The following is a 14,044-nucleotide window of genomic DNA, read 5'->3' on the forward strand; positions in this document are numbered from 1 at the left end:
AAAAATGGAAACTGAAGAACAACAAGTCGAACGAATTAAACAGTTTTGGAACGAACACGGCAAAGGCATCGTTGCCGGCCTCGTCGTTGGTTTTGCGCTTTTCTACGGCTGGCGCTACTACGACGCCCAAGTGCGCGCTGACCAAGAAGCAGCTTCTGAAAAGTTCGAAAGCATTCTCGTACAACTTGAAGCCAATCAAGAAAATAGTACTGCTGCGGCACAAGAGTTTGTTAGCTCAAGCGACAGCACCTATGCGCTTTTAGCTGCATTGGAACTTGCTAAACATGCTGTAGAAAGCAACGACTACGCGACTGCAGTCAGCGCATTACAAACCGTACGCGACAACGCGCAACCGGCTTTACGTGCTGTGGCAGATATTCGTCAAGCACGTATCTTGCTGGCACAAGAGCAATACGACGCCGCGTTAGCTGCTGCAGAAGCCGCCGCAACCGTTGAAGCATTTAAAGCACAAGCTGCTGAGCTGAAAGGCGACATCTTGTTAGCTCAAGGCGATAACGCCGGTGCACGTGCAGCCTATCAAGCCGCTCTCGACGCTGGTGCACAAGGCATCGCCGAGATCAAACTCAACAGCATTGTGGCGGGTTCATGAAACAAGCAAAAAACTTAGGTCTTGCAGCGCTTGCAACCCTCTTTGTGAGTGGTTGTTCGTTGTTTAGCACCGAAGAAATTACGTACAAAGAGCTACAAAGCTTTGATGTGAAAATTACCCCTCAAGTTGTGTGGGAAACCAGTGTCGGCGACGGCATCGATGGTTACTTTTCACACTTAAACCCAGTTGTGGTTGGTGACAGCATCATCGCTGCAGACCGCCGTGGTGTGGTCGAAGCGTTTAACCGCGGCAATGGTGACTCATTGTGGCGTGTTGATTTACGCAGCGTGTTAGATTTAGAAAAAAGCTCATGGTGGAGCGCCGGCGAACCAATGCGTATTGCAGGCGGCTTGGCAGCCTCGAATGGCGTGATCTACCTCGGTAGCGAAAACGGCGACGTGGTAGCCATCAATGCCGCTGACGGCAGCGTGAAATGGCACCAAGTAGTCCGCTCAGAAATCATGTCAGACCCGGCTATTGGCGGTGGTTTCGTTGTCGTAAAAGGTTCCACCGGTGAAGTGATTGCACTCAATGAAGAAACCGGCGAAGAGCTATGGAAGCATGTTAGCGAAACCCCAGCGTTGTCATTGCGTGGCACCTCGTCACCCGTGTACGAGCAGGGCGGTATCTTCGTTGGTACCTCAACCGGTAAAGTGATTGTACTCATTGCTGAGAATGGCCAACCAGCGTGGGAAGCGCGTTTAGCTATCCCTAGTGGTACCACTGAGTTACAGCGTTTAGTTGATGTTGACTCACGCCCAGTTTTAGCTGGCCGCTTTGTTTACAACGTTGCGTACAACGGTGCGTTGGCAGCTATTGAAGCGAACACCGGTGAAATTGCTTGGCGTCGTGATTATTCGTCGTATCAAAACGTGTTATTTGCAGGCGGTCGCTTGTTCGTGACTGACGCTGATGACGCGGTGTCGGCGCTTGATGCTCAAGGCGGTGTCGAAATGTGGTCGAATAACGACTACAACGGCCGTCATGTGACATCGCCTGTGCGTTTCGGTGACTACATTGTGGTTGGCGATCGCTTTGGATATTTGCACTTTATTAATTTACTAAGCGGCGTCACGGAAGGTCGTTTAGAAGTGGGTGACGACGTCTACACCGCACCAATTGTGGTTGACGACACCCTTTATGTTCAGTTACGCGACGGCAGTTTACTCGCGGTAAGGATTTAACACGATATGTTACCCGTAGTTGCCCTGGTAGGGCGCCCGAATGTGGGCAAATCAACCTTGTTTAATCGGCTTACCCGTACTCGGGACGCCTTGGTTGCAGACTTTCCTGGCTTAACGCGAGACAGAAAATACGGCCAGGCCAACTACGACGGTTACCAATTTATTGTCATCGACACCGCTGGTGTTCACGGTGACGAAGAAGGCATTGATGCTGAAATGGCATCGCAGTCATTGCGCGCCATTGATGAAGCAGACGTGGTGCTGTTCATGGTTGACGCACGCGATGGTATTACTGCTGCCGACATGGGCATCGCTGCGCATTTGCGCCGCCTTGGCAAAAAGGCTTACGTGGTCGCCAATAAAATCGATGGTATTGATTCCAACGCTGCCCGCGCTGACTTCTTCGAACTTGGCTTAGGCGACGTGCACGGTATTGCCGCCGCACACGGCCGTGGCGTCGAACAATTGCTACAAGAATGTTTTGACCCGCTGTTAGAAGAATATCCAGGTGTCGTAGCCCGTCGTTCCACGACGGGTGACGAAGTCGTTAATCTCGACGCCGAAGGCAATCTAGTCAATGCCGAAGGTGAAATTGTCGAACCCGACGAGGACGGCAACGTCTACGACGCCGACGGCAACATTGTCGACGCCGATGGCAACATCATCGATCACGAAGGCAATATCATTGGCCAACTCGGTGATCGTAGCCACGACGAAATTGATTACGACGCACTGCCATTAAAACTCGCCATTGTCGGCCGCCCGAACGTGGGCAAGTCAACGCTGACCAACCGCATTCTTGGTGAAGAACGGGTAGTGGTATACGACATGCCAGGCACCACCCGTGATTCAATTTATATTCCAATGGAGCGCGAAGGTCGCCAATACATCCTAATCGACACCGCTGGTGTGCGTCGCCGTGGTCGTATCGACGAAACTGTCGAAAAATTCTCGGTGATTAAAACCCTGCAAGCGATTGAAGATGCGAACGTGGTCATCGCCGTTATTGATGCGCGCGAAACCGTCTCCGATCAAGACCTAAACCTGATTGGTTTCGCTTTGAACGCTGGCCGTTCAATCGTCATCGCCGTCAACAAATGGGATGGCTTGTCGCATGATCACCGCGAAGAAATTAAACGCGAACTCGATCGCCGCTTAGGCTTTGTCGATTTCGCTCGCGTACACTTTATCTCAGCCCTGCACGGCAGTGGCGTTGGTAATTTGTTCGAATCGGTGCTTGAAGCTTATGCCTCAGCATCGGCGCGTGTTGGCACCGCCAAATTAACGCGTATTTTGGAAACCGCAGTAGAAGATCATCAACCACCATTGGTGAGCGGACGCCGCGTCAAACTCAAGTACGCCCACGCCGGCGGCTACAACCCGCCACGCGTCATTATTCACGGCAACCAAGTTGACTCGCTACCAGGCTCGTACAAACGCTATCTGATGAATTACTTCCGTAAATCATTAGGCGTGATGGGCACCCCCATCAAAATCGAATTCCGCGAATCCGTCAACCCATACGCCGGTCGCAAAAACCAGCTCACGCTCTCGCAAACCCGCAAGCGCAAGCGCCTCATGAAGTTCCTAAAGAAGAAAAAGTAGCCCGAATAGCATACATAGAACCCCTGAGTTTTGTGGACTATGTATGTGTTACCCATCTTTAAAACATGTGTTCAGTTGCATCAAAAAAGTTACATTTAGAGGGGCTGTTTTTGTAACTTTTTTGATGCAACTGAACATTCAAAAAAAATAGGGTTGCCATAGTAACGGGAGTAAATTTACTGTTACTTGGGATACTGGGAATATTCGGAACGCCGACACGGCGAGCGCGTGTATCTAACGGTTTTTGAACTTGATGAGCTCGCGGCGTTCTTTTTTGTCGGGTTTGTGATCGGGGTGAGGGTTATACAACGCATTCATTTTGCGTAGTTCGGCCTCCTTCTCGCGGCGTGCAATGGAGTCGGCCGTTTCACGGTAAATTTCTTGAGCCAACGGCGCGCTGAGGCGGTTTTCGCTCAAACCTAAAACTTCCACTTCGTAGATATCATGGCCCCGTGGAGCTTTGACAATTTGTCCGACGTTAATAGTTTTCGAGGGTTTGCATCGCTGGCCGTCAACGGTGACTTTGCCCGCTTGCACGACTTGGCGCGCAAGCGAGCGGGTCTTGTAAAAACGAGCGGCCCAAAGCCATTTGTCGATACGTACAGCGTCCATGGGTCAGGCGAGGTCGCTTTCGGTGAAGCGATACTGGGTTTGGCAGTAGTCGCAGGTCATCACCACGGCGCCTTCTTCGGCAATGATTTCGCGCAGCTCTTCCGGTGATACAGACGCTAACGCTTCCAGCGTGCCTTCGCGTGAGCAGCCGCACTTGAAGCTAACCGGCTGAGCGGGGTACAACTCAACATGCTCTTCATGGTACAAGCGATGTAGTACTTGCTCGCCTGGCAAAGTAAATAATTCAACTGCGCTAATGGTGTCGGTTAAGTGCTCAAGGTGCTCGAAGGCTTCCAAGGTCGTGCCTGCTGCAGGCATCACCTGCAGCATCATTCCAGCAGCGTGCTCACCGTCAGCAAATAGCCAAATACGCGTGCGTAACTGTTCCGATTGCATAAAGTAATCTTCAACCACACCGGCAATCGATAGGTTATCAGCGCTGACGACGCCCTGATAACGCTCACCTTCAAGAGGCGTCAATGTAATCACCATCACGGCTTTGGCGCCCATCAAGGTACGTAGGTCGTTCATGTCATCAGCAATTTCTGAGCGCACGCGGGCAATACCGCGTAGTTCTTGATGATGCGAACCATTAACAGCCACGAAATTCACCGGACCATCGCCTTGAATTTGAACAGAAATATGGCCTTCAAACTTCAAGGTTGCGGTTAATAAAGAAGCGGCAGCCATTAATTCACCCAACAAGCGTTGAACTGGCGCTGGGTAATCGTGTCCTAGAATCATGCGTTGATAACTGGTGCTCAATTGCACGAGTTCGCCACGCACGTCTTGCTCTAAAAACGTATAGCGCAACAGCTTATCGGTCGGGTAATGGGTATCGTTTTTGCTCATGGTGATAATACGTCTGTCATACTTGTGTAAAAAAGTGGCGGCATTATACCAGAATCCTCGAATTTGATCTGTTCTCTTGTGTATAGTAAGGCTAGAATGACCAAAAGACGCACATGTCACATAATTATAACGAAAGCGTAGTATTAACCCATGCAGATACAGAACACGCACGTCAACGCAATAATTACTGCGGTTTGCGCAGTAGCGGCAGTATGGTTGGGCGCGCAACTAACCTGGCAGCTAATTACGCCTGCCAGCGAGGTGCCTTCGGGACCGATTCAAGTTACCACACAAAGTGCTGAGTCATCGTACTCAGCGCGTTCTATTGTTGCGCTCGATTTATTTGGTGCCGCCTCAGAAGCAACACCACAAGCAGCATCGAATGCGCCAAAAACATCGCTGAATATCCGCTTGTTAGGTGTGTCTGCATCAAACGTGCCTGAACGCTCCGCTGCAATTATTGAACGCAGCGGCAAGCAAGAAGTCTACGTGATGGGTGACAAGCTGGAAGGTACCCAAGTTATTATTAAAGAAATCTATGCTGATCGGGTAATTCTGGATAATAACGGTCGCCTTGAAACGCTCGAGTTAGAAGGCATTGGCGAGCTCAGTGAAGGGCTGTCGTTAACCATGGCGAACATGACTGGCAACGTGGTTCGTACGTCTGGCCGTGCTGTACGCGAGGGTGGTTCAAGCCCAAGTCGCAGTACCAGCGATACCCAAATCACCGCGTCAGATGTCAACCCTGAAAGTCTTCTCGAATTTATTCAAATTACTCCTGTACGGGGCGGAAGTGGCATACGAGGCTATCGATTAAGTGCCGGTAAAAATCCTGAACTGTTCCGCCAAGCAGGTTTTCGTGACGGCGATTTAGCCGTCGCGATTAATGGGCAAGATTTAACGAATATAAGTACCGCGATGAAAATCACCAGCGAACTCGGTGATATGACACAAGCCACAGTCACTGTGCTACGCGGCAATGAATCGGTCGACTTGCAACTCGATATTCGAGACCTTCCTAGCGAAGTCGTGCAAGACCAAGATCAAGGGAATTAAGGGATAAGTATGCGTAAAACCTCATTGGCATTGGCCATCACACTCGGCGCCGCGCTTTCGGGAACCTTCCACGATGTGAGTGCGCAGCAATCACGCCAGGCGACGCAGCAACAACGCCAAACTGCAGACGAACCGGTTGAATACGCCGCTAGTTTCAAAAACACCGATATCACTGAATTTATTCAGGTGGTGGGACGCAACTTAGGCCGCACTATTATTATCGATCCGGATGTGCGCGGCCGCATTGACGTACGCAGTTATGATGTGATGAACGAAAGCCAGTACTGGCAGTTCTTCTTGAACGTGCTGGATGTATATGGCTTCGCAACTATCGAAATGGAATCCGGTGTGATTAAAGTCATGCGCGACAAAGACGCACGCAACGGTGCGATTCCGGTGGTCGATGATAACTCGCTTGGTGGCGATACCTTGATTACCCGCGTAGTGCCTGTGGCGAACGTCAGCGTGCGCGAATTGGCGCCGTTATTACGCTTATTGAACGACCAAAGCGGTGGCGGCAACGTGGTGAGCTATGATCCATCCAACGTGATTATGATCACCGGTCGTAGCGAAACCGTGCAGCGCTTGGTGGAAATTATCGAACGCGTTGATCGCGCGGGTGACCAAGACGTAACGGTGGTGAAACTTGAATTTGCATCGGCGTCAGAAGTGGTGCGTATTGCTTTAAGTTTGTTTGAGAAAGCGAATGATGGCACACCGCCATTGTTGATTCCCAAAATTGTTGCCGATGAGCGAACCAATAGCGTCGTCATCAGCGGCGAGCCGCGTGCGCGTGAACGCGTGATGAAGCTGATTAATCAGCTCGATCAAGATTTGAAGACCGAAGGCAATACGCGCGTCTACTACTTAAAGTACGCGAAAGCTGAAGAGCTGGTGGATGTGTTGCAAGGTGTTAGTCAAAGTTTGCAGGCTGAAAAAGAATCAGCATCGAACGCAGCCGGCACAACTGCAGCCGCGCGTCGCTCAAGTTCATCAAACGGTCAAATTTCAATTAGCGCGCATGATGCATCGAATTCATTGGTGATAACCGCACAGCCAGACTTGTTAGCCAGCCTTGAAAGTGTGATTCGTCAACTCGACATTCGCCGCGCGCAGGTGCACGTTGAAGCGATTATCGTTGAGATTATGGAAGGCGATGGCGTCGATTTCGGTCTGCAATGGATTAGCGAAGACGGCGGTATGGTGCAATACAACAACGGTCGCCAAGCACCAATTGGTCAGGTGGCTGCGGGTGCGTATTTGGCGCGCGAACAGCCAGGCACCGAAACCACTACCATTGTCGATGGCAACGTGGTGACCACGCGTGAACCGGACCGTCCAGGCGATGTGTCGTTGTTGGCGCAAGTGCTGCAGAACGTGAATGGCATGATGATTGGTGTGGTGAAGAATGACTGGGGTGCCATTTTGCAAGCGGTAACCACCAATACGAATTCAAATATTTTGGCAACGCCATCAATTATGACGGTCGATAACGAAGAAGCGTCGTTCTTGGTCGGCCAGTCAGTGCCAACAATTACCGGTTCAACCACTGGTTCAAATAACGACAATCCGTTCCAAACCGTCGAACGTGAAGACGTGGGTATTAAATTGAAGGTTACGCCGCAAATTAACGAAGGCAGCGGCGTACAGCTTGTGATTGAGCAGGAAGTATCAAGCATCAGCGGTGCCACCTCGGTCGATATCACCATCAACAAACGTGAATTGAAAACCGTAGTGATGGCTGACGATGGTGAAACCATTGTACTTGGCGGCTTAATTGACGAAGACGTACAGGAATCGGAATCGAAAGTACCAATTTTGGGCGATATTCCGTTCTTGGGACATCTGTTCAAGAGCACCTCTACGTCACGTCAAAAACGGAACTTGATGGTGTTCTTGCGTCCGACCATTGTGCGTGATGGTGGGGTAGCCACGCAGATCTCGTCGCGTAAATACAACTACATTCGCGCCGAGCAATTGAAGGCTCAAGAAGATGGCATTTCGTTGATGCCGCTAACCGACCAACCCGTATTACCAGAGTGGGATGGCCCGTTAACCTTACCGCCTTCGTTCGAAAAATACATGGAAGAAGAGAAAAAGGGCAGTGGTAATGACTGATATCGCGAACGTGGCCGCGCAAGTGGCACCGCGACGGTTGCCATTTGCGTTTGCGAAACGCCACGGAGTGGTGGTGGCTTTTGCCGGCGCCGCCGATGACGGCACTGCAAATGATGCCATCGTGCATGCGCGCCATGGTGTAAGCTCGCAAGCTTTGCTCGAAGTGCGTCGCGTATTAGGCGCACCGTTCGTGCTGCAAGAGCACAGCGCTGAAGAATTCGAAGCGATTTTGACGCAGGCGTATCAGCGCGATTCGTCAGAAGCCAAGCAGTTGATGGAAGATATTGGCAACGAAAGTAATCTATTTTCGCTGGCTGACGAATTACCGCAAACTGAAGACTTGTTAGAAAGCGAAGACGACGCGCCAATTATCAAACTCATTAACGCCATGTTGTCAGAGGCCATTAAAGAAGGTGCTTCTGATATCCACATTGAAACGTTTGAAAAAGATTTGCTAGTACGCTTTCGTATCGATGGCGTGCTGCGCGAGGTGATTCGTCCGAATCGTAAACTCAGCTCATTGCTCGTGTCGCGGATTAAGGTTATGGCGCAGCTCGATATCGCTGAGAAGCGTGTACCGCAAGACGGGCGTATTAGTTTGTTGATTGCTGGCCGTGCAGTCGATGTGCGGGTATCAACCATGCCATCGAATCATGGCGAACGAGTGGTGTTGCGTTTGCTTGATAAAAACAATGCTCGCTTGAACCTCGAACAGCTTGGTATGACCGAAGCGAACCGGCGTATTTTCTCGCAACTGATTAAAAAGCCACACGGAATTATCTTGGTCACGGGGCCGACGGGCTCGGGTAAATCCACCACCTTGTATGCAGGCTTGATGGAAATTAACTCGCGTGACCGCAATATTTTGACGGTGGAAGACCCAATTGAGTACTCCATCGAAGGCATTGGCCAAATGCAAGTGAATCCGAAGGTGAACATGACCTTCGCCCGCGGTTTACGTGCTATTTTGCGTCAAGACCCTGATGTGGTGATGGTGGGTGAGATACGAGACGTCGAAACCGCGCAAATTGGTGTGCAGGCGTCGTTAACGGGTCACTTAGTACTATCGACCCTACACACGAATACGGCTGCTGGCGCAATTACACGCTTGGAAGATATGGGCGTAGAACCATTCTTGCTTTCATCATCGTTGTTAGCTGTGCTGGCGCAGCGTTTGGTGCGCACCTTGTGCGACGATTGTAAAGAGCCGTATCAGGCCTCCGCTGACGAACTTGCCTATGTTGCAGACGCAGCGGTAGACGGCGGTGCGCAGTTGTATCGTGCGGTGGGCTGTGAAAAATGTAATCACACCGGTTATCGCGGGCGTACCGGTATTCATGAATTATTGGTGGTAGATGAGCGCGTACGTGAGTTGATTCATAACGGCCACGGCGAGCAAGCGATTGAAAAATATGTGCGTGCTTTAGCGCCATCCATTCGTGACGATGGTTTGGCGAAAGTGATTGCCGGCGTCACCACCTTAGAAGAAGTTTTGCGCGTAACGCGCGAGGAGTAACCGGTGGCAGCGTATGCATTTCAGGCGTTAAACGCTAGCGGCCGCAAAACCAAAGGCGTCATTGAAGCTGATACCGAACGTCAGGTGCGCGCACAATTGCGCGAGCAGGGGCTGATTCCTGTTGCTGTTGAATTGGCAGAGGAGGGGACCAGTCCCAAAGCCGGAGCTAGATCCGGAGCTGGGCCTGCACCCCTCCTCAAACGCTTGCAAACGCGCGGTGTTGGCGCAGCCGATTTAGCCCTGATTACCCGCCAATTAGCGACGTTAGTCTCGGCGGCACTGCCAATTGAGCAAGCGTTGTTTGCGGTATCTGAGCAGACCGACAAGCCACGATTACAAAAACTGATCATGGCGGTACGCTCGAAAGTGGTCGAAGGCTATTCGTTAGCAGAAGCCATGTCGGAATATCCGCATGTGTTCGATAAGTTATTTACCGCGATGGTGGCAGCCGGCGAGCGCTCTGGGCACTTAGACGAAGTGCTGAATCGCTTGGCTGATTACACCGAACAGCGTAACCGGCTCAAAGGCCAATTAGTGCAAGCGCTGGTGTATCCAACTATTTTGACACTGGTTGCCATTGGCGTGATTATTTTCCTGTTAGTGAGTGTGGTGCCACAAATTGTGGAACAATTTAGCGGGCTTGACCAAGACTTACCGCCAACCACCACCTTCTTATTAGCGGTAAGTCAATTCTTACAAAATTATGGGCTGTTTCTACTGGGGATAATTCTAGTGGGGTTAGTGGTGGGCTCCCAATTATTGCGTAAGCCATCACGGCGAGACAAATTCGATGCCTGGGTATTGAAAGTGCCGCTGTTTGGGCGTGTGATTAAAGGCGTGAACACCGCTCGTTTTGCTCGTACGCTGAGTATTTTAGCTGCTTCGGCAGTACCTTTATTAGACGGGTTACGAATTACCGGCCGCGTGTTAACGAATCGTGCCATGCAAATTGCTGTCGAAGAAGCCTGCGACCGCGTGCGTGAGGGCTCATCGTTACGCGCCGCACTCGCCCAAACCAAATTATTTCCGCCAATGATGCTTCACATGATTGCCGCCGGCGAAAAATCAGGCGAACTCGAACAATTACTCGGCCGCGCCGCCGATAACCAAGATCGCGATTTCGAAACCACCATGAACGTGGCGCTAAAAATATTTGAACCGGCACTGATCGTTGTCATGGCTGGCGTGGTCTTATTGATTGTACTTGCCATCATTCAACCAATACTTGAGCTCAACCAAAGCGTAGGACTTTAAGGGAAAACCATGAAAAAACAATCCGCATTCAGCCTTATCGAAGTAATGGTCGTTATCGCCATTCTCGGCCTGTTAGCCTCATTAATTTTGCCAAACGTGCTCGGCTCAGCAGACCAAGCCAACCGCCAAAAAGCGCGCACCGACATCATTGCGCTGGAAAATGCCTTGGCACAATATCGTCTTGATAACGGCACCTTCCCATCTACTGAGCAAGGCCTCGAAGCGTTAATAGAAGAACCAAACGTTGATCCGCGCCCACGTAACTACCGTCGCGGCGGCTACATCCAGCGTTTACCTGCCGACCCATGGGGCAACGAATACTTGTTATTAAGCCCAGGTGAATTCGGCGATATCGACATCTTCTCTGCTGGCCCAGATGGTCAAACCGGCACCGACGACGACATCGGCAACTGGAACATCGAGTAGCACTTTGCGCGTAAAAGGCTTCACCTTAGTCGAAGTCATGGTCACCATGGCGGTTATCGGCATGCTGGCGCTCACCGTCAGCTTTGTGGTACCTGACAAAAAAGACGACGAAACCGCCGAAAATGCCCGAGTTTTGTACGAACGCATCCGCTATGCGCGCGAATACGCATTAGTGCGCCACGCCATTCTCGGTTTACGTATTGACGACGGGCATACGTATCGTTTTTTGCAATTCACAGATGGCCGCTGGCAAAATCTTACCCACCGTGGCTTGCGGCAAACCGAACTCAGTACCGATATTGAGCTTTCGGTTGAAGCGGGCGATCTCGAGCTCTTGGAACAAGACGACACCGATTTAAACGAAGTATTTGCGGTTGATGAAGAAGACCTCGGTACCCGGTCAGACGACGACAAACCACCCAGCGAACCCACACCTCAATTATTTATTTTTGGTAGCGGCGATCTCCCACCATTTGAATTGTTTGTTCGTAACGTCGGCCTTGTTGGCGAGCCGGTCAGCTGGCGTATTGCCAGTACCGACGGCATTGATATTTCGTTAGAGCGCGAAGACCGATGATTATGCGCACCCGTGGATTCACCTTAGTTGAAGTCATGTTTGCGCTGGGCATTTTCGCCTTGGCGGCATTAGCTGCGGTGGCTGCTACCAGCCAACATCTGAACGACTTAAACTATATGCAAGACAAATCGATGGCGCAGTATGCAGCGGCCAATGCCATGGCCCGCGTGAGTTTAAATTATCCGCCTGAGAACGGTGCTAAAGGCGTTGAAATGGTTGGATCACGCGAGTGGTTTTGGCGCTCGGAAGTGCTGAAAACACAAACCGAAGATGTGTTTTATGTCACCGTGCGTGTGTTCGACGAGCAACCAGCTTCGGCGGAAGTGAATGATGGCGCATTGGTGGTGTTGAGCCGATACTTGGGCCCTGATTCTGGTTCTACTGATGACGGTGCACGCCCATGATGCCATATCGTCGCGGTTTCACCCTTGTTGAAGTATTAGTCACTGTCGTGATCATGGCGGTGATTGGCCTCGCTTCGGCGTCGGTAATTAACGCGATTATGCGTACCAGCGAGCAAAGCGAAACCGCCATCGCACGGCTTGAAAAGCTCCAGTACGGTATGCTGATTTTAGAGCAAGACATTCGCCAAATTGTGGCACGAGATAATCCGACAGGGCGATATATCTTCATTGACGAAGGCCGCTTAGGTTTTGTTCGCTCCGGCTGGTTTAATCCGCTGGGCTTATTTCCGCGTAGCGAATTGCAACCGGTGGCTTATCTCATTCGCGAAGGTAACCTCGTACGCGAACACTTTAACTTTGTGGATGTAACCGAATCGTCCGAGCCGAAATCGCGCGTCGTGCTTGAAGGCGTCACCGCCTTCACCGCCAAACCCCTTAAGAGGGGTGCAGTCCAAGGACAGACCCCCTCCTCTGTGCGTAATAATTCGGGCGACAATGGCGACATCGAAGGCTTACCGCCGGCATTAGAAATTACCATTGAGACCGAAGCTTGGGGCACGATCACGCGGGTATTCTTGATAAATGACGGAGGTTTAAGTGAACAGCCGTCGCCGTAATTCACGAGTAGGCATCGTGACACCGCAACATCAACGTGGTGTTGCACTGTTGATGGTGCTTCTTGTTGTGGCACTGGTATCCGTCATGGCCGTGACATTAAGTGGACGCTTACAAACAACCGTATTGCGAACCGCTAATTTTCAACAAGCGGAACAAGCCTATTGGTATTGGTTAAGTGCTGAAGAAATTGTGCGAGAGTTACTCCAACGCGAGGTAAGCGAGAGCGACGGCGTCGTACATCAGCAACAAATGTGGTATCAGCAAAGTCAGAGCAACAGCATTTACCCTGTCGATGGCGGGGCGATTAAGGGAGAAATTCAAGATCTGCAAAGTTGCTTTAACTTGAATTCATTGCGAGTAGAAGATGGGGTCAGCTCCGGCTCCGGAACAGGGACTGCACCCCCTTCAAATGCGCCGCAAGCGACACCGAATTCTGGCTCAACTCCGAACGCCGGCTCGAACACGGGTAATGCTAATACAGGGGGTGGCGCGACCACCGGTGGCTCACTGGCCCCTGATGTTTTACGGGAGCGTCGCAAAGCCCAGCTACGAATGCTGTTTATGGCGGTAGACGAAAATATAGAGTCGTATGCGGTGGACGTGATTGTCGATTCGCTGGCAGATTGGCTCGATAGTGATGATGATATTGACGGCAGCTACGGCGCGGAATCAGTGGATTATCAAAGTTTGCAGTTTCCGTATCGTGCAGCGAACAGTTGGCTGGTTCACGTGAGCGAATTACGCTTAGTGCGTGGTGTGACGGCGCGTATTTATAACCAAATAAAACCGTACGTGTGCGTTATTCCGCGAGATAACAGCCTGAAATTAAACATAAATACGGTTAAGAAAGATCAGCCAGCTTTGTTGCATGCGGTAACTGTCGGCGCTATGTCGATGGGGGATGCCGCGAGTTTCTTGGCCTCCCGTCGAGAAAGCGGCTATGAAAGTATGGACGATGCGCGTAATAATGGGGCCATAAATGATGCAGCAACGCGCGGCGTGCAACCTAAATTTGTCGGCAACGTGCCCCCAAATGGCGTGACCGCACAAACCATCGGTGGCGCACTTGACGATTTAGATGTGAAAAGTAAGTATTTCCAATTAAACGCAAAAATTGGTTATGGCGATCTAACCATGGCCGCCGAAAGCCAGTTTTTAATCACCAGCGAGACCGCTGAAGTTTTGTATCGCGGCGCAGGAGAACCCTAGATT

Annotated in this window: 14 protein-coding genes; 12 read left to right on the forward strand and 2 right to left on the reverse strand. The window is 51.0% G+C overall.

Annotated features, from left to right (window positions below):
- Positions 1-4: 4 nt before the first annotated feature.
- The 3 genes from D3795_RS11225 to der are packed head-to-tail and all read left to right on the forward strand — an operon-like array spanning position 5 to position 3,399.
- On the forward strand, positions 5-610 hold the full coding sequence (locus tag D3795_RS11225; protein WP_156268790.1) for a YfgM family protein: 606 nt from the start codon (positions 5-7) through the stop codon (positions 608-610).
- Positions 607-1,794, forward strand: coding sequence for an outer membrane protein assembly factor BamB (gene bamB, locus D3795_RS11230; RefSeq protein WP_156268792.1), 1,188 nt, complete (start codon positions 607-609; stop codon positions 1,792-1,794). The genes D3795_RS11225 and bamB overlap by 4 nt, the downstream gene beginning before the upstream one ends.
- A gap of 6 nt (positions 1,795-1,800) precedes the next feature.
- Entirely contained in the window at positions 1,801-3,399 is a 1,599-nt protein-coding gene (der, locus tag D3795_RS11235) for a ribosome biogenesis GTPase Der (RefSeq protein WP_156268794.1), read from the forward strand.
- 234 nt (positions 3,400-3,633) lie between these two features.
- On the opposite strand, the gene D3795_RS11240 is transcribed toward der, so the two are convergent.
- Both D3795_RS11240 and hslO read right to left on the reverse strand, forming a co-directional pair.
- Positions 3,634-4,011, reverse strand: coding sequence for an RNA-binding S4 domain-containing protein (locus tag D3795_RS11240; RefSeq protein ID WP_156268796.1), 378 nt, complete (start codon positions 4,009-4,011; stop codon positions 3,634-3,636).
- A 3-nt stretch (positions 4,012-4,014) separates the two neighbouring features.
- A complete protein-coding gene (gene hslO, locus D3795_RS11245) occupies positions 4,015-4,863 on the reverse strand; it encodes an Hsp33 family molecular chaperone HslO (RefSeq protein WP_156268798.1) in 849 nt (282 codons plus the stop codon).
- A gap of 150 nt (positions 4,864-5,013) precedes the next feature.
- Here hslO and gspC point away from each other — a divergent pair, with 150 nt between their 5' ends.
- From gspC to gspK, 9 genes are read left to right on the forward strand one after another with little or no spacing between them, the layout of a single operon-like run.
- Positions 5,014-5,919, forward strand: coding sequence for a type II secretion system protein GspC (gene gspC / locus D3795_RS11250; protein ID WP_156268800.1), 906 nt, complete (start codon positions 5,014-5,016; stop codon positions 5,917-5,919).
- Between the two features lie 9 nt (positions 5,920-5,928).
- Complete coding sequence (gspD, locus tag D3795_RS11255; RefSeq protein ID WP_156268802.1) at positions 5,929-8,037, forward strand: type II secretion system secretin GspD; 2,109 nt, start codon at positions 5,929-5,931, stop codon at positions 8,035-8,037.
- Positions 8,030-9,553, forward strand: coding sequence for a type II secretion system ATPase GspE (gspE, locus tag D3795_RS11260; RefSeq protein ID WP_156268804.1), 1,524 nt, complete (start codon positions 8,030-8,032; stop codon positions 9,551-9,553). The genes gspD and gspE overlap by 8 nt, the downstream gene beginning before the upstream one ends.
- 3 nt (positions 9,554-9,556) lie before the next feature.
- Positions 9,557-10,807: a type II secretion system inner membrane protein GspF gene (gspF, locus tag D3795_RS11265; protein ID WP_156268806.1), complete on the forward strand. Its 1,251-nt coding sequence runs from the start codon at positions 9,557-9,559 to the stop codon at positions 10,805-10,807.
- A gap of 9 nt (positions 10,808-10,816) precedes the next feature.
- Positions 10,817-11,233: a type II secretion system major pseudopilin GspG gene (gene gspG / locus D3795_RS11270; RefSeq protein ID WP_156268808.1), complete on the forward strand. Its 417-nt coding sequence runs from the start codon at positions 10,817-10,819 to the stop codon at positions 11,231-11,233.
- Positions 11,184-11,810: a pilus assembly FimT family protein gene (locus D3795_RS11275; RefSeq protein WP_156268810.1), complete on the forward strand. Its 627-nt coding sequence runs from the start codon at positions 11,184-11,186 to the stop codon at positions 11,808-11,810. The genes gspG and D3795_RS11275 overlap by 50 nt, the downstream gene beginning before the upstream one ends.
- A gap of 2 nt (positions 11,811-11,812) precedes the next feature.
- Positions 11,813-12,214, forward strand: coding sequence for a type II secretion system minor pseudopilin GspI (gspI, locus tag D3795_RS11280; RefSeq protein WP_173021030.1), 402 nt, complete (start codon positions 11,813-11,815; stop codon positions 12,212-12,214).
- Positions 12,211-12,831, forward strand: coding sequence for a type II secretion system minor pseudopilin GspJ (gene gspJ / locus D3795_RS11285; RefSeq protein ID WP_156268814.1), 621 nt, complete (start codon positions 12,211-12,213; stop codon positions 12,829-12,831). Before gspI ends, gspJ begins: the two co-directional genes overlap by 4 nt.
- Positions 12,812-14,041: a type II secretion system minor pseudopilin GspK gene (gspK, locus tag D3795_RS11290; protein ID WP_156268816.1), complete on the forward strand. Its 1,230-nt coding sequence runs from the start codon at positions 12,812-12,814 to the stop codon at positions 14,039-14,041. The genes gspJ and gspK overlap by 20 nt, the downstream gene beginning before the upstream one ends.
- Positions 14,042-14,044 lie beyond the last annotated feature (3 nt).

Source organism: Pseudidiomarina andamanensis (assembly GCF_009734345.1).
Taxonomy (GTDB): Bacteria; Pseudomonadota; Gammaproteobacteria; order Enterobacterales; family Alteromonadaceae; genus Pseudidiomarina; species Pseudidiomarina andamanensis.

Excerpts from the sequence above, each read along its gene's own strand:
- D3795_RS11225 (WP_156268790.1), top strand. The coding sequence starts at position 5 with ATGGAAACTGAAGAACAACAAGTCGAACGAATTAAACAGTTTTGGAAC.
- bamB (WP_156268792.1), top strand. The coding sequence starts at position 607 with ATGAAACAAGCAAAAAACTTAGGTCTTGCAGCGCTTGCAACCCTCTTT.
- der (WP_156268794.1), top strand. The coding sequence starts at position 1,801 with ATGTTACCCGTAGTTGCCCTGGTAGGGCGCCCGAATGTGGGCAAATCA.
- D3795_RS11240 (WP_156268796.1), bottom strand. The coding sequence starts at position 4,011 with ATGGACGCTGTACGTATCGACAAATGGCTTTGGGCCGCTCGTTTTTAC.
- hslO (WP_156268798.1), bottom strand. The coding sequence starts at position 4,863 with ATGAGCAAAAACGATACCCATTACCCGACCGATAAGCTGTTGCGCTAT.
- gspC (WP_156268800.1), top strand. The coding sequence starts at position 5,014 with ATGCAGATACAGAACACGCACGTCAACGCAATAATTACTGCGGTTTGC.
- gspD (WP_156268802.1), top strand. The coding sequence starts at position 5,929 with ATGCGTAAAACCTCATTGGCATTGGCCATCACACTCGGCGCCGCGCTT.
- gspE (WP_156268804.1), top strand. The coding sequence starts at position 8,030 with ATGACTGATATCGCGAACGTGGCCGCGCAAGTGGCACCGCGACGGTTG.
- gspG (WP_156268808.1), top strand. The coding sequence starts at position 10,817 with ATGAAAAAACAATCCGCATTCAGCCTTATCGAAGTAATGGTCGTTATC.
- D3795_RS11275 (WP_156268810.1), top strand. The coding sequence starts at position 11,184 with ATGGTCAAACCGGCACCGACGACGACATCGGCAACTGGAACATCGAGT.
- gspI (WP_173021030.1), top strand. The coding sequence starts at position 11,813 with ATGCGCACCCGTGGATTCACCTTAGTTGAAGTCATGTTTGCGCTGGGC.
- gspJ (WP_156268814.1), top strand. The coding sequence starts at position 12,211 with ATGATGCCATATCGTCGCGGTTTCACCCTTGTTGAAGTATTAGTCACT.